At 71.0% G+C, this 20086-nt stretch carries 13 protein-coding genes; all 13 read left to right on the top strand.

Going from position 1 to position 20086, the window contains the following annotated elements:
• Positions 1-433: 433 nt before the first annotated feature.
• The 13 genes from KBI5_RS02235 to KBI5_RS02175 all read left to right on the top strand — a co-directional run bounded on the left by KBI5_RS02235 (position 434) and on the right by KBI5_RS02175 (position 20027).
• Positions 434-1384 carry a UDP-glucuronic acid decarboxylase family protein gene (locus tag KBI5_RS02235; RefSeq protein WP_023840212.1) on the top strand — a complete coding sequence of 317 codons (951 nt, stop codon included), beginning with the start codon at positions 434-436 and terminating at the stop codon, positions 1382-1384.
• A 409-nt stretch (positions 1385-1793) separates the two neighbouring features.
• Positions 1794-2126, top strand: coding sequence for a hypothetical protein (locus KBI5_RS02230; RefSeq protein WP_085014183.1), 333 nt, complete (start codon positions 1794-1796; stop codon positions 2124-2126).
• 26 nt (positions 2127-2152) lie between these two features.
• Positions 2153-3220 carry a UDP-glucose 4-epimerase GalE gene (gene galE / locus KBI5_RS02225; protein ID WP_085014182.1) on the top strand — a complete coding sequence of 356 codons (1068 nt, stop codon included), beginning with the start codon at positions 2153-2155 and terminating at the stop codon, positions 3218-3220.
• Positions 3198-4826: a UDP-glucose/GDP-mannose dehydrogenase family protein gene (locus tag KBI5_RS02220; protein WP_085014181.1), complete on the top strand. Its 1629-nt coding sequence runs from the start codon at positions 3198-3200 to the stop codon at positions 4824-4826. Before galE ends, KBI5_RS02220 begins: the two co-directional genes overlap by 23 nt.
• 204 nt (positions 4827-5030) lie before the next feature.
• Positions 5031-6353 carry a histidine--tRNA ligase gene (gene hisS, locus KBI5_RS02215; RefSeq protein ID WP_085014180.1) on the top strand — a complete coding sequence of 441 codons (1323 nt, stop codon included), beginning with the start codon at positions 5031-5033 and terminating at the stop codon, positions 6351-6353.
• A gap of 445 nt (positions 6354-6798) precedes the next feature.
• Positions 6799-7596: an FAD-dependent thymidylate synthase gene (gene thyX, locus KBI5_RS02210; protein WP_241882611.1), complete on the top strand. Its 798-nt coding sequence runs from the start codon at positions 6799-6801 to the stop codon at positions 7594-7596.
• Between the two features lie 65 nt (positions 7597-7661).
• Positions 7662-10070: a phosphoketolase family protein gene (locus KBI5_RS02205; protein ID WP_011437922.1), complete on the top strand. Its 2409-nt coding sequence runs from the start codon at positions 7662-7664 to the stop codon at positions 10068-10070.
• Positions 10071-10102: 32 nt separating this feature from the next.
• Positions 10103-11305: an acetate/propionate family kinase gene (locus KBI5_RS02200; RefSeq protein ID WP_085014198.1), complete on the top strand. Its 1203-nt coding sequence runs from the start codon at positions 10103-10105 to the stop codon at positions 11303-11305.
• 522 nt (positions 11306-11827) lie between these two features.
• Positions 11828-12886, top strand: a complete 1059-nt coding sequence (gene dapA, locus KBI5_RS02195; RefSeq protein WP_085014197.1) for a 4-hydroxy-tetrahydrodipicolinate synthase — start codon at positions 11828-11830, stop codon at positions 12884-12886.
• Positions 12883-14568, top strand: a complete 1686-nt coding sequence (locus KBI5_RS02190; RefSeq protein WP_085014179.1) for a ribonuclease J — start codon at positions 12883-12885, stop codon at positions 14566-14568. Before dapA ends, KBI5_RS02190 begins: the two co-directional genes overlap by 4 nt.
• Positions 14569-14940: 372 nt before the next feature.
• Positions 14941-17475, top strand: a complete 2535-nt coding sequence (locus KBI5_RS02185) for a DNA translocase FtsK (RefSeq protein ID WP_241882610.1) — start codon at positions 14941-14943, stop codon at positions 17473-17475.
• Between the two features lie 106 nt (positions 17476-17581).
• A complete protein-coding gene (locus tag KBI5_RS02180; RefSeq protein ID WP_085014178.1) occupies positions 17582-18451 on the top strand; it encodes a helix-turn-helix domain-containing protein in 870 nt (289 codons plus the stop codon).
• 4 nt (positions 18452-18455) lie between these two features.
• Positions 18456-20027, top strand: coding sequence for a MiaB/RimO family radical SAM methylthiotransferase (locus tag KBI5_RS02175; RefSeq protein WP_085014177.1), 1572 nt, complete (start codon positions 18456-18458; stop codon positions 20025-20027).
• Positions 20028-20086: the final 59 nt, after the last annotated feature.

Genomic DNA, 20086 nt, shown 5'->3' with positions numbered 1-20086 from the left:
ATCTCCCGTAGGGAGTCGGGCGCCATCGGTGACGGGTGGTTATATCGTATCGACGTGGCTAGGAGGGAGACTGGGCCGGGCCGCGTACTTAACGCGTCGATGACCTGTGTACGATGCCGCAGAGGGTCGGCGTTGTCGGCCATCAGACTACTGGGGGGTAGTGCGGTGTTCGTGTCCTGCGGCCATTCGAGATCGGTCCGGCAGTGTCCATGCTGAGTGCTCCGGCGGGTGAGCAGCTACTGATCCTCTGATCTCCGATCATTTGATGTCCGTTTCCCCCGATCCTCCAACCTGGCCTCGCGGCGCGATCTGATCGGATGCRCCGCCTCCTTCGCATGGCTCAAGGGAGGACGCCCGTCGTCGCCGGACTCCGGACAGYGATCGACGGGCACTCTCCGGGGTCCTCTGTATTCCAGATCCGGGAGCACACGACGTGCGTGCGATAGTGACCGGCGGCGCCGGTTTTCTGGGCAGTCATCTCTGTGAACGCCTACTGGGCGGCGGCTACGAGGTCATCTGTTTCGACAACTTCATCACCGGCCGGCCGGAGAATGTGGAGCATCTGCTCGCCGACCCACGTTTCCGCCTGGTCAACCGGGATGTGAATGATTTCATTTATGTTTCTGGTCCGGTCGACGCCGTGTTGCACTTTGCGTCCCCGGCATCTCCGGTGGATTACTACGAGCTGCCGATCGAAACGCTCAAGGTCGGCTCGCTCGGTACCTTCCACGCCCTTGGCCTGGCGCGGCAGAAGAATGCTCGGTTCCTGCTCGCCTCGACCTCGGAGTCCTACGGCGATCCACAGGTCAATCCCCAGCCGGAAGGCTACTGGGGCAACGTGAACCCGGTCGGCCCGCGCAGTGTGTACGACGAGGCCAAGCGCTTCTCCGAGGCGGTGACCATGGCCTATCGGCGCAAGCACGGTGTCGACACCGGTATTGTCCGCATCTTCAACACCTACGGCCCGCGGATGCGGGTCGATGACGGTCGCGCCATTCCCGCCTTCATCTCCCAGGCGCTGCGGGGCGAGCCCATCACGGTCGCCGGTGACGGAACCCAGACCCGGTCCATCTGTTACGTCGACGACCTGATCGACGGCATCGTCCGACTTCTGCACTCGGACCTGCCCGGGCCCGTGAACATTGGGAACCCGCACGAGATGTCGATCCTCGACACCGCGGTGCTCGTCCGTGACCTGTGCGGATCGACGGCGCCGATCACCTTCGTCCCGCGGCCCCAGGACGACCCCTCGGTGCGTCAACCCGACATCACCCTCGCCCGGACCCTCCTGGGCTGGGAACCGAAGACGAGCCTGCACGACGGGCTCACCCGGACGATCTCCTGGTTCGCCGGCCAGCTCGCGGAGAGCCGTCAGGTCGCTTGACCGGCGTCACAGGTGTCCCGCCCCGCCACCGAGCTTTCCGGGGACGTGGCTTTCCAGGAACGTGGCCGCGCGGGGAACGTGACTTTCTGTTTGCGGGGGGAGGGTTCGTGATGGCCGGCGCCACGCCGTGTGCACCGCCGCGTTACGTGAGATCGGTGGCATTGGTCCGCAACCCGCCGAGGATGTCAGCGCCACCTACCTGCCGTGCGCGCTCAGGCCGAGGCGGGGCCCTCGCCGCCGATGCGTGGGCGAACGGCGACGGGCCCGGGACGTCCGCGGCAATGGTGACCCGAGAGTTCCCGTGGCCACGCCACCTCCCGGACATCTTCTTCCGGGACGTGGGCCGCCGGTCCCGGGTGCCGTGCGCGCGGTTCTTGCCACCGGCCGTGCACTACCCGACGCTGGCGCTGTGACCGGACCGGGGCTCCTGCTCGCGCCGATCGTCTGGTTCACCGGGATCGCCGCGGCCGCTACCAGGTCGGCGATGCACCGACCTGGGGGTTATGTTCTGCTGTGCCCGATGTCCGTCGCCCCGGGTGTGCCCGTGCCCATCGCGGTGTTCGCTGCCCGAACGGTCGGGACCGCGCGGTCCAGCCGAAGGGCGGTGGCGGTGGCCGTGGCCGTGGCCGTGGCCGTGGCCGTGGCCGTGGTACGGATCCTAGCCGCCGTCGGGTTGATCCTGCTGCCGGGATCGGTTGTTCCGGGCCGGTGTGGAGCACCGGTGACGAGTTGTTTCAGTTGATCACCGAAGAAGTGGATAACCGAGCTATGACGTCGACGAGTCGAGCCGAGACGGTCCTGGTGACCGGGGCGACGGGGTTCATCGGCTCTCATACCTGGGTGGACCTGCTCGCCGCGGGTCATCGGGTAGTGGGAGTGGACAACTTCGTCAACAGCTCACCGCGGGTGCTGGACAGGCTGCGTAAGGTGGTGGACGGCGACATCGACTTCGTGCGGCTCGATGTCCGTGACCGGGCGGCGCTCGGTGACGTGTTCCGCCGATGGAAGATCGATTCCGTTATTCACTTCGCCGCTCTCAAAGCCGTCGGCGAGTCGGTCGACATCCCGCTGGAGTACTACGACACGAACGTCAACGCGACGTTGGGTCTGGTCCGCGTGATGGCGGAGCACGGCGTGCGCCGGCTGGTCTTCTCGTCCTCGTGCGCAATCTACGGAGCGGYGGACAAGGTACCGATCGCCGAGGACACGCCGGCCCGCCCGACCAATCCCTACGCGCGCACCAAATGGATGTGCGAGCAGATCCTCGCCGACCTCTGCGCCCGGGATCCGTCCTGGCACGTGACGTCCCTGCGATACTTCAACCCCGCCGGGGCGCACGAGTCGGRCCTGCTCGGCGAGGATCCCCGTGGGGTGYCGAACAACGTCATGCCCTACCTGGCCCAGGTGGCGGTCGCCCGGCGCCCGGAGCTGTCCATCTTCGGCGACGACTACCCCACGCCCGACGGCACGGGCGTACGCGACTACATCCACGTGGTCGACCTGGCGGAGGGCCATCGACTCGCTCTCGATCATCTCGATGACCAGGCGGGACATCGGGTCATCAACCTCGGGACCGGCGCTGGCACCTCCGTGCGGGAACTRCTCGCGGCCTTCTCCGCGGCCTGCGCTCGTGATCTCCCCAGTCGCGTCGTGGCGAGGCGGCCGGGGGACGTCGCCGCCCTGGTCGCCGACGCGGCGCTCGCCCGTACGGCACTCGGCTGGTCAGCCCGCCGGGATGTCGCGGACATGTGCCGGGACGCCTGGGAGTTTCAGCGTCTCAATCCAGGGGGGTACGACGATGAGGAGGAGCCTGATGAGCTCGTCGGACAGCCTTGATGATGCGGCGGCGCCCGGAACCGGGCCTCGTCCACGCCTGACCGTCATCGGCACCGGGTACCTGGGGGCCACCCACGCGGTGTGCATGGCGGAGCTTGGCTTCGAGGTGCTCGCCGTGGACGTCGACCATTCGAAGATCGAGCGGTTGTCCGCGGGGGAGATCCCGTTCTTCGAGCCCGACCTCGCCGACCTCCTGCGCGCGAACCTCCGGACCGGACGGCTGCGTTTCACCACCTCCTTCGAGGAGATTGCCGAGTTCGGCGACGTGCACTTCGTCTGTGTGGGCACCCCCCAGCGTGCCGACGGTTACGGGGCGGACCTGAGCCACCTGCACGCCGCCATCGAGCGCCTCGCGCCGCTGCTGACCCGGCCGTGCCTCGTGGTCGGCAAGTCGACGGTGCCGGCCGGCACGGCTGCGGGGCTCGCCCGGACGATCGCGCAGCTCGCCCCGGCGAACCGCCCGGTCGCGGGCGAGACGGCGCCCGGCGCGGCGGGGGCCGACGGGTTGGGCCGCGTCGAGGTGGGTCATGACGGGTTGGGCCATGACGAGGTGGACGAGCCCGCCGCCGACATCTCCAGCGATCTCGCCGGCGTCCAGCTGGCCTGGAACCCGGAGTTCCTCCGGGAGGGCTTCGCGGTGGCCGACACCCTGCGACCGGACCGGCTCGTCTTCGGTGTCGCCTCCCCGGCTGCGGAGGGAGCGCTGCGGGCCGCTTTCGCGCCGGTGATCGCCCAGGGGGTGCCGGTCATCGTGACCGACTACGCGACGGCCGAGCTGGTGAAGACGGCGGCCAACTCCTTTCTCGCGACGAAGATCTCCTTCATCAACGCGATGGCGGAGGTGTGCGAGGCGGTCGATGCCGATGTCCTGACGCTGGCCGAGGCGCTGTCCCACGACGTGCGCATCGGCGGGAACTTCCTGCGTCCGGGGGTGGGGTTCGGGGGCGGCTGCCTACCCAAGGACATCCGGGCCTTCCAGGCCCGCGCAGACGAGCTCGGGGTCGGTGCGGCGCTGCGTTTCCTGCGTGAGATCGACGAGATCAACAATCGTCGCCGGGACCGTGTGGTGGACCTGGTCACCGCGGCCCTCGACGGCACGCTGGTCGGCCGGCGCCTCGTCGTGCTGGGCGCCGCGTTCAAGCCCAACTCCGACGACGTGCGGGACTCCCCGGCGCTCGCGGTCGCGGGGCTACTGGCCGAGACCGGCGCCGGGGTGACGGTCGTGGATCCGGTCGCGACGCACAACGCCCGGCAGGCCCTGCCCGGCCTCGCCTACAGCGACTCCGTCGAGGCCGTGGTCGAGGGGGCCGACGCGCTGGTCCTGCTCACCGAGTGGCGCCAGTTCGCCGACCTGGACCCGGCCCGGCTCGGGGCCGTGGTCCGGCGCAAGGTCGTGGTGGACGCCCGGCACGCGCTCGACGCCGACCAGTGGCGCCAGGCCGGATGGGTCTACCTGGCCCCCGRCCGGCCGACCGGCGTCATCCCGAGCTCGTTGCCGGAGCAGCGGCACCGGGGGGACGGAGCGCCGCCGGCGCCGGTCGAGCAGTGCGGCGAGACGGGTGCGCGGCTCGCGGAGGTCGAGGCGCGCGCGGGGCACCCGGTGTGATCGACGGGATGGGGCCCGGTGGAACGGGCCCCATCCCCGCCGTGGAATCGCTCTCCGGCTGTGAGGTCAACGAGCCCCACGCGATAGGCTGCTGCTTATGCGTCTCCTCGCTCGACATCGGTGACTGCCACCCGGCTTCGCGGTTGACCGTGCCCGGGGCGGCAGGTGCCCGTCCGTTCGAGATGATGAGGAGATTCCGCGGCGATGAGTGACGCGCCGATCGTCCGTCCCCTGCCCGTGAGCGGATTTCCCGAGTGGCTGCCCGAGGTCCGTCTCGTCGAGCAGCGCTGGCTCGACACCATCCGAGCGACGTTCGAGCGGTACGGCTTCTGCTCGGTGGAGACCCCCTCGGTCGAGGCGCTCGAGGTGCTGACCGCGAAGGGGGRGACCTCCCAGGAGGTCTACATGCTACGCCGCCTGCAGGCCGACGCCGACGACGACAGCGCCCGCCTCGGCCTGCACTTCGACCTCACAGTGCCTTTCGCGCGGTACGTGGCCGCCCACTTCAACGACCTCGTGTTCCCGTTCAAGCGCTACCAGATCCAGCGGGTGTGGCGGGGGGAGCGTCCTCAGGAGGGCCGCTTCCGCGAGTTCACCCAGTGCGACATCGACGTGATCAACGTTGATCAGGTGCCCCTGCACTTCGACGCGGAACTTCCCCGCATCGTGCACGAGGTCCTGGGCACCCTCGGCGTTCCGCCCTGGACCCTCAACATCAACAATCGCAAGGTGCTCCAGGGCTTCTACGAGGGTCTGGGCATCGGCGATCCGCTGGCCGTCATCCGGGTCGCCGACAAGCTCGACAAGATCGGCCTCGCGGGGGTGGAGGGGCTGCTGACCACCGCGGTCGGGCTCGACCCGGACCAGGTGCGCGCCTGCCTGGAGCTCACGGGCATTCGGGGCTGCGATCCCGGCGTCGTCGAGGAGGTACGCCGGCTCGGGGTGAAATCGGACCTGCTCTCCGAGGGGCTCGACGAGCTCGCCGCGGTTCTCGGCGATCTCGCCGACCTGCCCGCCGGCGACGTGGTCGCGGACCTCTCGATCGCCCGCGGTCTCGACTACTACACCGGGACCGTCTACGAGGCGAAGTTCGTCGACTGGCCGGACTTCGGCAGCATCTGCTCGGGGGGGCGGTACGACAACCTTGCCGGCTCCTTCATCCGCCGCAACCTCCCCGGCGTCGGGATCTCGATCGGCCTCACCCGCATCTTCGCCAAGCTCCTGGCCGAGGGCCTGCTCACCACCGGGCCGTCCAGCCCCGCCGACGTGCTGGTCGTGATCCCCGCCGCGCCGCGCCGCGCCGCCGCCCTCGCGACGGCCGCCGAGCTGCGCACCCGGGGGCTGCGGGTGGAGACCTACCACCAGCCGGACAAGGTGGCCAGGCAGGTCCGCTACGCCTCCCGCAAGGGCATCGGATTCGTCTGGTTCCCGCCCTTCGACGATGGCCGGGCGCACGAGGTGAAGAACATGGCCACCGGGGACCAGTCCGCGGCGGACCCGGCGACCTGGACCCCGTCCGCGGGCTGACCGGCGGGCCCGGGGGTCGTGCGCAGCCCGCGGTCCGATGCGCGCGGCGGGCGTGCCGCCGCGCCATCGCCGGGAGGCTGTCCGTCGTGACGTGGCCGGGCGGCCGGGGATTGACGGGGGCGGAGATCCCCGGCCGCGCCATGCCACGCCGTGAGGGCGGGCACTGCGACTCCTCGTCGCTGGGGACTGACGAGGCGTCCACCTCCGGTGTACCACGCGGGTCGTGACTGCCAATCCCCGCGCGTCGATCGGGTGACCGGACGGGTAAGTGGATGCCGACACGATCCCGGTTGGGCGATTGCTGGCCCGGTCGGGTGATTGCAGGCCTGGCGTCCGGGTGCATGCCGCCGCCGGGTGAGGTCCCCGCGCCCCGGCGGATGGGCGCCGTCTATCGTGGGCGGAGTCCGCCAGCGACCGGGCAACGGGTCCCGCGTCCAGATGATGGATGATGGAGGTGGCAGTGTCGCAGCCGACGTCCGAACCGACGTCCGAACCGACGTCCGTGCGGCTTCGGGTCCAGGTGATCGCCAAGACCGAGTTCATCCCCCCGGACGACGTGGTCTGGAGCACCGACGCCGACGGCGGTCAGGCCCTCGCCGAGTTCGCCGGGCGGGCCTGCTACCAGAGCTGGAACAAGCCGAATCCGGCGACCGCGACCAACGCCGGCTACCTACGGCACATTCTCGACGTCGGGCATCTGTCCGTGCTCGAGCACGGGACCGTATCGCTCTATCTCACCGGGGTGTCGCGCAGCCTCACCCATGAGCTGGTCCGGCACCGGCACTTCTCCTACAGCCAGCTCTCCCAGCGCTACGTCCCCGAGCGGGACGCCGCCGTGGTGGAACCGGAGGTCATCGCGGCCGATCCGGAGCTGCACGCCCTGTTCCAACAGGCCGCGGCGGCCTCGCTGGAGGCCTACGGGCGCCTGTTGGAAGGTCTGGAGAAGCGGWTCGCCGACGTTTCCGCGCCCATCTCACGGCGCAAGCAGGCGCGCCAGGCGGCCCGGTCGGTGCTGATGAACGCGACCGAGACCCGGATCGTGGTCACCGGGAACTACCGGGCGTGGCGGCACTTCATCGGGATGCGGGCGAGTGAGCATGCCGACGTGGAGATCCGCGGGCTTGCCGTCGCCGTCCTGCGGGAACTGCTCCGGGTGGCGCCCAACGTGTTCGCCGACTTCCGGATCTCGACGCTGGATGACGGCACCGAGGTCGCCTCCAGCCCGCTGGTGGGGGAGGGCTGAGCGCCGGACCTTCCCGCCGCCGGCCGTCTATTGATTTACTGGGAGAAAGAGAAAGAGTACAGCCGATGACGAGCGTCGTCGACGCCGAGCGGAGCGGGGCGGATCCGGCCGCGGGGCCGTTGTCCCCGGCGGAGCTTGACCTCATCCACGCCTACTGGCGAGCGGCGAACTATCTGTCCGTCGGACAGATCTACCTGCTCGACAATCCCCTGCTCACCGAGCCGCTGCGTCCGGAGCACGTCAAACCGCGCCTGCTCGGGCACTGGGGCACGACTCCCGGCCTGAACCTCATCTACGCCCATCTGAACCGCGTGATCCGGGCAAAGGACCTGAACGCCATCTACATCATCGGTCCGGGTCACGGCGGTCCCGGCATCGTGGCGAACGCCTACCTGGAAGGCACCTACAGCGAGGTCTACCCCTCGATCGGCCGGGATGTGGCGGGGATGCGGCGGCTGTTCCGGCAGTTTTCCTTCCCCGGCGGAATTCCCAGCCACGTCGCGCCGGAGACTCCCGGGTCCATTCATGAGGGCGGCGAGCTCGGTTACGCGCTGACCCACGCCTACGGCGCGGCCTTCGACAATCCCGACCTGGTGGTCTGCGCCGTCGTGGGGGACGGGGAGGCCGAGACGGGCCCGCTCGCGGCGAGCTGGCACTCCAACAAGTTCCTCGACCCGGGTCGCGACGGCGCGGTGCTGCCGGTCCTGCACCTCAACGGCTACAAGATCGCCAATCCGACGATCCTGGCCCGCATCCCCGAGCAGGAGCTGACCGCGCTCCTGCGTGGCTACGGGTACCATCCGTACTTCGTGGTCGGGGACGACCCGGCCGCGGTGCACCAGCGGATGGCGGGCGTCCTGGACGCCGCCGTCGGCGAGATCCACGAGATCCAGGACCGGGCCCGCCGCCACGGCCGCACCGAGCGCCCCACCTGGCCGATGATCGTGCTGCGGACCCCCAAGGGGTGGACCGGGCCGGCCACTGTTGACGGCCTGCCGGTCGAGGGCACGTGGCGGTCCCACCAGGTGCCCGTCGCGCAGTTGCACGACAACCCCGGGCACTTGGCCCAGCTGGAGGCGTGGCTGCGCTCCTACCGGCCGGAGGAGCTCTTCGATGCCGGCGGCGCCCCGCGGGCCGAACTCGCCGCGCTCGCCCCCCGCGGTCCCCGGCGGATGAGTGCGAACCCRCATGCCAACGGGGGCGAGCTGCTGCGTGATCTGACTCTTCCCGACTTCCGTGACTACGCGGTCGACGTCACCGCCCCCGGGACCACCCTCGCCGAGCCGACCCGGATCCTGGGCGCGTTCCTACGGGACGTGGTGGCCGCCAATCCGAGCACCTTCCGGGTGATGGGCCCGGATGAGACCGCCTCCAATCGGCTGGGTGCGCTCTTCGAGGTGACCGACCGCGTCTGGAACGCCGGGACGGAACCGACGGACGAGCACCTGGCCGTGGACGGTCGGGTCATGGAGGTGCTTTCCGAGCATCTGTGCCAGGGCTGGCTGGAGGGCTATCTGCTCACCGGCCGGCACGGGTTCTTCTCCTGCTACGAGGCGTTCATCCACATCGTCGACTCGATGGTCAATCAGCACGCGAAATGGCTGAAGACCACCCGGCACATCCCGTGGCGGCGCCCGATCGCATCGTTGAACTACCTGTTGACCAGCCACGTGTGGCGGCAGGACCACAACGGCTTCTCCCATCAGGACCCCGGATTCATCGACCACGTCGTGAACAAGAAGGCCGAGGTCGTCCGGGTGTACCTGCCCCCGGACGCGAACACCCTGCTCTCCGTCGGCAACCACTGCCTGCGCAGCCGGCACTACATCAACGTGATCGTGGCCGGCAAGCAGCCGGCGTTGAACTACCTGTCGATGCCGGCGGCGATCGCCCACTGCACCCGTGGCCTGGGCATCTGGGACTGGGCCAGCAACGACCACGACGCGCCCGGCGACGGGCTGCCGGATGTGGTGATGGCCTGTGCCGGGGACATCCCGACCCTGGAGACCCTCGCCGCGGTGGACCTCCTGCGCCAGCACTTCCCCGATCTGAAGGTGCGCGTCGTCAACGTCGTCGACCTGATGTCCCTGCAGGACGAGGCGGAACATCCGCACGGCATCTCGCACGCCCGCTTCGACGCRCTGTTCACCACCGACCGGCCGATCATCTTCGCCTACCACGGCTATCCCTGGCTGATCCACCGGCTGACCTACCGGCGGCACAACCATCACAACCTGCATGTCCGTGGCTACATCGAGGAGGGGACGACCACCACCCCGTTCGACATGGTCATGCTGAACAACCTCGACCGGTTCCACCTGGTGGCGGACGTCATCGACCGGGTACCGAGCCTGGGCGCCCGCGCCGCGCACGTCCGGCAGCAGATGATCGACGCGCGGCTCGCGGCCCGGACCTACACCCGGGACCACGGCGAGGACGCCCCGGAGATCCGGAACTGGACTTGGCCCTACTGAGCCTCGCCCCTACCGAGCCCCGCCCCGTCGCGATGAACGTCCTGGTGGTCAACGCCGGATCGGCCAGCCTCAAGCTGCGGCTGATCGGCCCGGACGACGTCCTGCTCGCCGCGCGCGATCTCACCGCGCCAGCCGGTCGGGTGGACCCGGCCGGGGTCATCGCCGCGTTGCGCGAGCTCACCCACGAGGGTGGCCAGCCGGGCGCGGTCGGGCACCGCATCGTGCACGGCGGGACGGATTTCACCGCACCCGTGGTCGTCGACCGGGCCGTGGCCGAGCGGCTGCGGAGGCTGACCGCCCTCGCCCCCCTGCACCAGCCTGCGGCACTTGCCGCCCTCGACGAGGTCGGGGCGGCCGTGCCCGAGGTGGCGCAGGTCGCTTGCTTCGACACGGCGTTCCACAGCCGGATGCCGGCGGAGGCCATCACCTACGCCATCCCGGCCGAGTGGCGGGAGCGGTATGGCATCCGCCGGTACGGCTTCCACGGCCTGTCCCACGCCCACGTCTCCCGGCGGGCGGCCGCGCTCACCGGGGCGCGGCGCATCGTGACCTGTCATCTCGGCTCGGGCGCGTCGCTCGCCGCCGTTCTCGACGGGGTGGGGGTGGACACCACGATGGGCTTCACCCCGCTGGAGGGCCTGGTGATGGCCACCCGGTCCGGCACCGTGGATCCCGGCGCGCTGCTGTGGCTGCAGACGGAGGCGGGACTGAGCGCGCACGAGCTCACCGATCGCCTGTTCACCTCGGCGGGGCTGCGCGCGCTCGCGGGGACGGCGGACATGCGGGATGTCGAGTCCGGCGTCGCCGCGGGTGAGCCTGCCGCCGCGCTGGCGCTGGCGGTCTACCTGCACCGGCTGCGCGCCGGGATCGCCGCGATGACCGCCGCGCTGGGCGGGCTGGACGCCCTGGTGTTCACCGGCGGCGTCGGGGAGAACTCCGCCTCCGTGCGGGCCGGGGCCGCGGCCGGACTCGGCTACCTGGGCGTGGCGGTGGATCCCGAGCGTAACGATCCGGCCCGGGCCGGTGGTACGGGTCTGCCGGGCGGCACGGGCCCATCTGGTGGTACGGGCCCATCTGGTGGTACGGGCCCATCTGGTGGTACGGGCCCATCTGGTGGCACGGAGCGCGAGATCGGCGTGCCGGGGGCCGCCGTGCGCACGCTCGTGATCGAGGCACGCGAGGACCTGGAGATCGCCCGCGGGACCCGGGCGGYCCTCGCTGGTGGCAATGGGTGATGGTAGTCCGGCATTACGGTAATGTCCCGGGTGGCGGGTGCGATCCTGGCGGACCCGCGCGCCGCCGGATGGCACCGCCCGGACGATCCGGTGGCGGTACTCTGGAGGCTCTGTCGCGGCGAGTGGGACGGTGCTGCGCGGTCCGGTCCGGTGCGGTGCGGTGTTGTCTTCGCCGGTCGTCCCGTCGTCCCCGAGCGGGGCCCGGCCGGTCGCGATCCGTCTCCATCCGGTGACGGCAGGGTCCGATCGGCGTCCGACCCGGTCGCGGTGCCCGACACCGCGCGGTGCGCCGTCCCCGGGCTGGGCCGGATGGTATCCGCGTGTGGTGGCCCGGCGRCCCCCGCGGGTCTCGCGCCGGTCGCCGGTGGTGCTTGTGGGCGGGTCCGGGGAGCAGACCCGGCTCGGGCCGKCGGAGCGGGAAAGGCGGCGTGGGCGGAGGATGGACCGGTGCCGGCCCGGCGGTGTCGGAGGAGTGAACGTGGAGGTTCGGCGGTCCGGCGGGTGACGTCGGTCGCCGAGGTGATGTCGGAGGTGCCGTCTAGCGTGACCGGTATGTCAATGTTGCCGCCGGCGCCGTTCGGGCGCGTGATCACAGCGATGGTCACGCCGTTCCGGGCGGACGGCGGTCTCGATGAGGCGGGTGCCGCGCAGCTCGCGAGCCGTCTGGTGGACGCCGGCAACGACGGGCTCGTGGTCAACGGCACCACCGGGGAGTCTCYGACGACCACCGACGAGGAGAAGGACCGCCTGGTGCGGGTCGTCGTCGAGGCCGTGGGAAGCCGTGCCCGCGTGATCTCCGGTGTCGGGACGAGTGACACCGCGCACAGCGTGGAACTGGCGCGGGCCGCCGAAGCCGCGGGCGCGCACGGCCTGCTCGTCGTGACGCCCTACTACAACAAGCCACCGCAGGCCGGGTTGCTGCGGCATTTCGTCACCGTCGCCGAGGCGACCGGGCTACCGGTCGTCGTCTACGACATCCCCGGCCGGACCGGGGTTCCGGTGGCGTCGGAGACTTTGGTGCGGTTGGCCGAACACCCGCGTATCGTCGCGGTCAAGGACGCTAAGGACGATCTGCCCGCATCCTCCTGGGTGCTGGCGCGGACCGGTCTGGCGTATTACTCCGGCACCGACGCGCTCAATCTGCCGTTGCTGTCCATCGGGGCATGCGGAGTCATCAGTGTTGTCGGGCACGTGGCCGCACCCGCGATCCGTGCCATGATCGAGGCCTTCGGGGCCGGTGAGGTGGGTCGGGCGATCGCGCTGCATCAGGGCTTGCTGCCCGCGTACGAAGGAATGTTCCGCACCCAGGGCGTGATCCTGGCCAAGGCCGCGCTGCGGCTGGCCGGGCTGCCCGCGGGGCCGGTCCGGCCACCGTTGGTGGACGCCACTCCCGCCGAGGTCGCGCGGCTGCGGGCGGACCTCGCCGAGGCGCTCCTCGACGCCGCCGGGCCGCCGGGCGCGCCTGGCGGCGTCGAGGCCGGGGGGCGGGGCGCGCCGGCCGGCGCCTCGTCCGGGTCCGGGTCGTCCGGGTCCGGGTCGTCCGTCGGGCTGGCCGTCGCCGCGGCGGGTGAGGTCTCATGAGCCATCCGCATCCCGACCTCGGCCCGCCGCCGCCGCTGCGCGCGGACGGCCTTCGGATCATCCCGCTCGGTGGGGTTGGGGAGATCGGTCGCAACATGACCGTCTTCGAACACGCCGGCCGGCTGCTGATCGTGGACTGCGGGGTGTTGTTCCCGGAGGACGTCCAGCCGGGGATCGACCTGATCCTGCCCGACTTCACCGCCATCCGGGATCGCCTCGACGACATCGAGGCGGTGATCCTCACCCACGCACACGAGGATCACATCGGGGCGGTGCCCTACCTGCTGCGGGAACGGCGTGACATCCCGCTGATCGGCACCCGGCTCACCCTGGCGCTGATGAACGCGAAGCTCGCCGAGCACCGCGTCAAGGCGGTCACTCAGGAGATCCGGGAGGAGGAGCGGCACGCCTTCGGGCCGTTCGAGTGCGAGTTCTTCGCGGTCAACCACTCCATCCCGGACGCCGTGGCCGTGGCCATCCGCACCGAGGCCGGGCTCGTCCTGCACACCGGCGACTTCAAGATGGACCAGCTGCCGCTCGACGGCCGGCTGACCGACCTGGGGGGCTTCGCGCGGCTCGGCCGCGAGGGTGTGGACCTGCTGCTGTCCGACTCGACCAACGCCGAGGTGCCCGGGTTCGTCACCTCCGAGCGGGAGATCRCCCCGGTGCTCGACGGAGTCTTCCGCGAGGCGACCCGCCGGATCATCATCGCCTGCTTCGCCAGCCATGTGCACCGGGTGCAGCAGGTGCTCGACGCGGCCGAGGAGCACGGCCGGTCGGTCTGCTTCGTGGGCAGGTCGATGGTCCGCAACATGGGAGTGGCCCGCGACCTCGGGTTGCTGCGGGTGCCACCGGGTCTGATCGTCGACGCCCGGGACGTGGACGCGCTGCCGGACCGCAACATCTGCCTGATCTCCACGGGCTCCCAGGGGGAGCCGCTCTCGGCCCTGTCCCGGATGGCCAACCGGGATCACCAGATCCGCATCCAGGCCGGCRACACGGTCGTGCTCGCTTCCAGCCTCATCCCCGGCAACGAGAACGCGGTGTTCCGGGTGATCAACGGGCTGACCCGCTACGGCGCCAAGGTCGTTCACAAGGGCGTGGCGAAGGTGCACACCTCGGGTCACGCCCCGGCGGGCGAGTTGCTCTACGTTCTGAACGCCACCAGGCCGTCCAACGTCATGCCGGTCCACGGCGAATGGCGGCACCTGCGGGCCCATGCCAAGCTCGCCGAGGCGACCGGGGTGCCCCCGGACCACGTAGTGCTCGCCGAGGACGGCATGGTCATCGACCTGCTTGACGGCCGGGCGCGGATCACCGGCGTTGTTCCCTGCGGCTATGTCTACGTTGACGGCGCCGCGGTCGGGGACGTCGGTGAGCCGAGCCTGAAGGACCGCCGGATCCTCGGCGAGGAGGGTTTCATCACGATCACCGTCGTGGTGGACGCCGCGGCGGGYAAGGTCGTCGTCGGCCCGGATCTCTCCGCCCGCGGCTTCTCCGATGCGCCGGGCGCCTTCGACTCCGTCTCCAAACTGGTCAGCGACGGGCTGGTGGACGCGATGCGCACCGGGATGAACGATCTGACGGCCCTGCAGCAGCTCGTGCGGCGTACGGTCGGTCGCTGGGTCAACGAGAACTACCGGCGCCGTCCGATGATCGTTCCGGTGGTTCTCGAGGTCTGAGGCGTTGCGGCGCGCCCGGTTCGTCGGGGTTGCCAGTACTCGGGCACGCTCGTGTGTACCGTTTCGACGGTGGCCACACGGACCAGTGGCGCGCGGACGCGTGCGCAGACGGAGACGGCCACGTCCCGGCCGAGGGGCGGTGGTGGGCGTCAAGGCACCTCGCGGGGTGAAGGTACCTCGCGAGGCGGCGGTCAGGGCGGCAAGGCACGCGCATCGACGGCGGCTGGCCGGTCGGGCGGCTCTGGCCGGTCGGGCAGCTCCCGCGCGRCCGGCCGCGGTAGGACACCGGCCCGTCCACCGGCGCGGGCGAGTCGCCCCCCGCTGTCGCTGCTGATCGGCCAGACAGTCGTCAAGAGCGTCTACCGGCTGTGGATGGGCGCGGCGACGGCGCTGGGCACCGTGCTGCGCCGGGCCGGTCGGGGCGCCCGTGAGCTGCACATCGATCCAGGGCACCGGCGTGACGGGCTCGGCCTGACCGCGTTCGGCGGGGCGATCCTGGCCGGCGCCTCGGTGTGGTTCTCCGCCGCCGGGCCGCTGGGGAGGTATGTGGCCGCGATCCTGGAGCTGCTGGTCGGCGCCGGCGCCTGGGTACTGCCGCTGTTCGGCCTGGGCGCCGCGTGGCGGCTGGTCCGGTCCCCGACCGATCCGGATAGCCGGGGCCGGGTGGTGATCGGGTGGACGGCGGTCGCCGTCGGTCTGCTCGGCATGGTGCACATCGCCCGTGGCCTGCCCGACTTCTCGGACGGCGTCGCCCGGATGCGGGCGGCCGGTGGCGTCGTCGGGCTRCTCGGTGGCCTCCCGCTGGCGAGCGCGGTGACGCCGTACGTCGCCGTTCCGCTGTTGCTGCTGCTGACGTTCTTCGGCGTTCTCGTCATCACGGCGACCCCTGTCCGCCAGGTGCCCGAGCGGCTCGGTGAACTCGTTGATCGGCTCACCATCGGGGTGCGCGGTCCCGCCCGGGATGCCGGCGAGTACGACGCGGACGCGGACTTCCGCGACGACCCCGAGGACGATTCGGAGCTGTCCGACGGCCTGCTCGCAGCCGGGGCGGCCGGGGCGGGTAGGGGTCGGCGTCGGCGTGGTGGTCGGGCGACCCCGCCTGGGGGAACGTCCCCGGGTGATGGCGATGCCGCCGATGCCGCCGATGCCGCCGGGCCGCCCGCCGGGCCGCCCGCCGGGGATCTCGCCCTCGACCTGTTCGGCGAGCTCGCCGGCCCGGAGGCGGACACCGGCTACGTGACCACGGCCCCCGACCCGGGCGGTGCGGCCGCCGGTGGCGGGGAACCGGTAGCGGGGGCCGCACCGCCCGGGTCGCAGCGCAGGGCCCGGGCCCGGACAGCCCGGGTGACCGCGGGTGCGGCGGACACCGCGACCGGCGTCCCCGGTCCGGGTTCCGCGGACTTCGGCGGCGAGATCGAGCATCTGGTCCCCCCGACCGACGGTGACTACCGGCTGCCGTCGCCGACCCTGCTGCGTTCCGGTACGCCGCCCAAGGTCCGCTCGGCCGCGACCGACGGGGTGATTGCCTCGCTGACCGACGTGTTCGCCCAGTTCAAAGTGGACGCCCAGGTCACCGGCTTCACCCGGGGACCGACGGTGACCCGCTACGAGGTCGAGCTCGGTGCCGCGGTCAAGGTCGAGCGGATCATCCAGCTCACGAAGAACATCGCGTACGCGGTGAAGAGCCCGGACGTGCGGATCATCAGTCCGATCCCGGGCAAGAGCGCGGTCGGTATCGAGATTCCCAACACCGACCGGGAGTTGGTGTCGCTCGGCGACGTCCTGCGCAGCGGGGAGGCGATCGGTAACCCGCATCCGCTGGTTGTCGGTCTCGGCAAGGACATCGAGGGCGGCTACGTGCTCGCCAACCTGGCCAAGATGCCGCACATCCTCATCGCCGGGGCGACCGGAGCCGGCAAGTCGACGTGTATCAACACCCTCATCACCTCGGTGCTGGCCCGGGCCACCCCTGACCAGGTGCGCATGGTGCTGGTGGACCCCAAGCGGGTCGAGCTGACGAACTATCAGGGTATTCCCCATCTGATCACGCCGATCATCACGAATCCCAAAAAGGCGGCCGATGCGCTGCAATGGGTCGTGAAGGAGATGGAGAACCGGTACGAGGACCTGGCCGCGTGCGGGGTGCGTCACGTCGACGACTTCAACCGCAAAGTGCGCAACGGCGAGATCGCCGCCCCGCCGGGATCCGAACGTGTCTACGTGCCCTACCCCTACATCCTGGCCATCGTCGACGAGCTCGCCGACCTGATGATGGTGGCGCCGCGCGACGTCGAGGACGCCATCTGCCGGATCACCGCCATGGCCCGGGCGGTGGGCATCCACCTGGTRCTCGCCACCCAGCGGCCCTCCGTCGACGTGGTGACCGGTCTGATCAAGGCGAACGTGCCGTCCCGRCTCGCCTTCGCGACGGCGTCGTTGGCGGACAGCCGGACGATCCTCGACCAGGCCGGCGCGGAGAAGCTCGTCGGCCTGGGGGACGCGCTCTTCCTGCCGATGGGAGCRGGTAAACCCGCCCGTATCCAGGGTGCCTTCGTTTCCGAGGACGAGATCGCGGCCATCGTCGACCACACGAAGGAACAGGCGCCGGCGGCGTTCCGGGAGGACGTGTTCGACGCCGGCGGCGAGGCCAGGAAGGAGATCGACGAGGAGATCGGAGACGATCTGCAGCTCTTCCTGCAGGCCGTCGAGCTCGTGGTGAGCACGCAGTTCGGCTCCACCTCGATGTTGCAGCGCAAGCTGCGGGTCGGGTTCGCGAAGGCCGGGCGGCTGATGGACCTGATGGAGAGCCGGGGCATCGTCGGCGCAAGTGAGGGATCGAAGGCGCGTGACGTGCTGGTCATGCCGGACGAGTTGGAGGGTTTGCTCACAACCCTGCGTAACGGATGAGGAAGCCTCCGGTGGAATGTCCCCGCTTTCAGCGCCGGGGGACGCACCGTAAACTGAAGGCCTCGCGCCCACGGTAGGCGGAAAAGACGGTTGCGGAGGTTCGCTCATGCAGTCCGCGGACGATCCGCAGCCGCGGGACAGCGTCGGGTCCATCCTGGCCGCGGCGCGGYGTGACCGCGGTCTCACGGTCTCCCAGGTCAGCGAGCGCACCCGGGTCAGGGCGGGTCTGATCGATCAGATCGAGCGGGACGACTTCTCGCAGTGCGGCGGCACGGTGTATGCCCGCGGRCATCTGCGCAGCATCGCCACCACCCTCGGGCTCGATCCCGGGCGGGTGCTGGCGGCTTACGACGCCTCGCACGAGCACCACACCGGCCCATTGATGATTATCCCCTCGGCCGAGTTCGATCCGCTGCGCGGGGGGTCCCGCCGGCGGCGCGGCGGGTTCCGGTGGGGTCCGGCAATGATCGTTTCGCTGGTCGTGGTGTGCGTCATCGCGGCTCTCGCGTTGCTGCTGCCAGGTTCCTCCGGTTCCTCGGACGACAGGGCCGCGCCGGGGCCGGGCGGGGCCGTGGGGCTCACTCCGACCGTGAGCGTCCCGCCGGTCTCGACGAGCCCGGCCGCTCCCAGCGTGACCACGCCCGCGCCGACAGGGGTGAACGTCGTCCTGACGGTACGCGACGCGCAGAGCTGGCTGGAGGTGCGCGACGACGCCGAGCATGTCCTGCTCTCCCAGCTCCTGCAGTCCGGCGACAGCCGGACGGTGACGGCGTCGGGGGCCCTGCACATCAGGGTGGGCAATGCCGGTGCGGTCGATGTGTCGTGCAACGGCAGGAGCCTCGGGGCGCCGGGCGGGCTCGGRCAGGTCGTGACGATCCGGGTGAGCGCCGCAGCCTCCGGCGCCTGCGAGGTCGGCGACGAACAGCGTAGCGGTCTCGTGGCCGCGCCACCGCCCGCGCCGGTCCCGGTAGCCTGACCTGGTGTCCACACGCCTCCATCGCCGGGTAGCTCTGATCACGCTCGGTTGTTCCCGGAACGAGGTGGATTCGGAGGAGCTGGCCGCCCGGCTCGGCGCGGACGGGTGGGAGCTCGTCTCCGACGCCGCCGACGCCGACGCCGTGCTCGTCAACACCTGCGGATTCGTCGACGCGGCGAAGAAGGACTCCATCGACGCTCTGCTTGCGGCGGACGGCCTGCGGGCCGGTGGCGGTCCGTCCGGTCCCGCGGACGGCGCCGGCCCGGGTCCGCGCGCGGTGGTGGCCGTGGGCTGCCTGGCCGAGCGTTACGGAACCGAGCTCGCCGAGAGCCTGCCCGAGGCGGACGCGGTCCTCGGATTCGATGCCTATCCGAACATCGCCACGCACCTCGCGGCCGTGCTGGCCGGTACCCCGGTGCCCGCGCACTCCCCGCGTGACCGGCGGACGATGCTGCCGATCACCCCGGTGGACCGGGCCGCCCCCGCTCTCCCGCCGGCCGCGGTGTCCACCGGAGCCGTTCCGCTGCGCCGGCGGTTGACGGCCGGGCCGGTCGCCGTCCTGAAGATCTCCAGCGGGTGTGACCGGCGCTGCGCCTTCTGCGCGATCCCGTCGTTCCGCGGCTCCCACGTCTCGCGGTCACCCGACGACGTGCTCGCCGAGGCCGAATGGCTGGCCGGTCAGGGTGCCCGCGAGCTGGTCCTGGTCAGCGAGAACTCCACCTCCTACGGCAAGGACCTCGGGGATCTGCGCGCGCTGGAGAAGCTGCTGCCGCAACTCGCGGCGGTGTCGGGCATCGTCCGGGTGCGCACGGTCTACCTGCAGCCCGCCGAGATGCGTCCGTCGCTGCTCGAGGTGCTGCTGACCACTCCGGGCCTCGCGCCCTATCTCGATCTGTCCTTCCAGCACGCGAGCCCGCCGGTGCTGCGCCGGATGCGCCGCTTCGGTGGCAGTGGGCACTTCCTCGACCTGCTCGCCCGCGCCCGCGCGCTGGCGCCCGAGCTGGGGGCGCGATCCAACGTCATCGTCGGGTTCCCGGGGGAGACCCCCGAGGATGTCGACATCCTCGCGGAGTTCCTCGAGGCCGCCGAGCTCGACGCCGTCGGCGTGTTCGGCTACTCCGACGAGGAGGGTACCGAGGCCGCCGGGCTGACAGACAAGATCCCCGATGAGCTGATCGAGCGCCRCCGGGTACGCGTCACCGACCTCGTCGAGCAGCTGACCGCCGCCCGGGCGGACGCGCGGATCGGCTCCCGGGTACAGGTCCTGGTGGAGGAGGTCGCCGGTGGTCTGGCCACCGGCTGCGCCGCCCACCAGCAGGCGGAGGTCGACGGCGGGTGCGTCGTGCGACTGTCCCCGGGCGGCGCGGCGGATGACGGGCCGGAGCGCCTCGGGGTGGGGGATCTCGTCGGGGTGGGGGATCTCGTCGAGGCCCGGGTGGTCGCCACCGAGGGTGTCGATCTGATCGCGGAGTTCATCGCGGTGCTCGATCGGGCCCGTCCCACGGCTGCGGTCGCGCGGCCGACGCCGGACCGGGCGGCGGCCCTCGTGGGCCGGGGCGTCGCGGATGGGACGTGACGGCGTCGGGCGCCGACGCCAGGGGGAGCGCGGCGAAGGGCCGTCGCCGCTCCCCGCGG

Origin of the sequence: Frankia sp. KB5 (genome assembly GCF_002099325.1) — a bacterium.
Lineage (GTDB): Bacteria > Actinomycetota > Actinomycetes > Frankiales > Frankiaceae > Frankia > Frankia casuarinae.
This window is presented reverse-complemented; position numbering and strand designations above follow the sequence as displayed.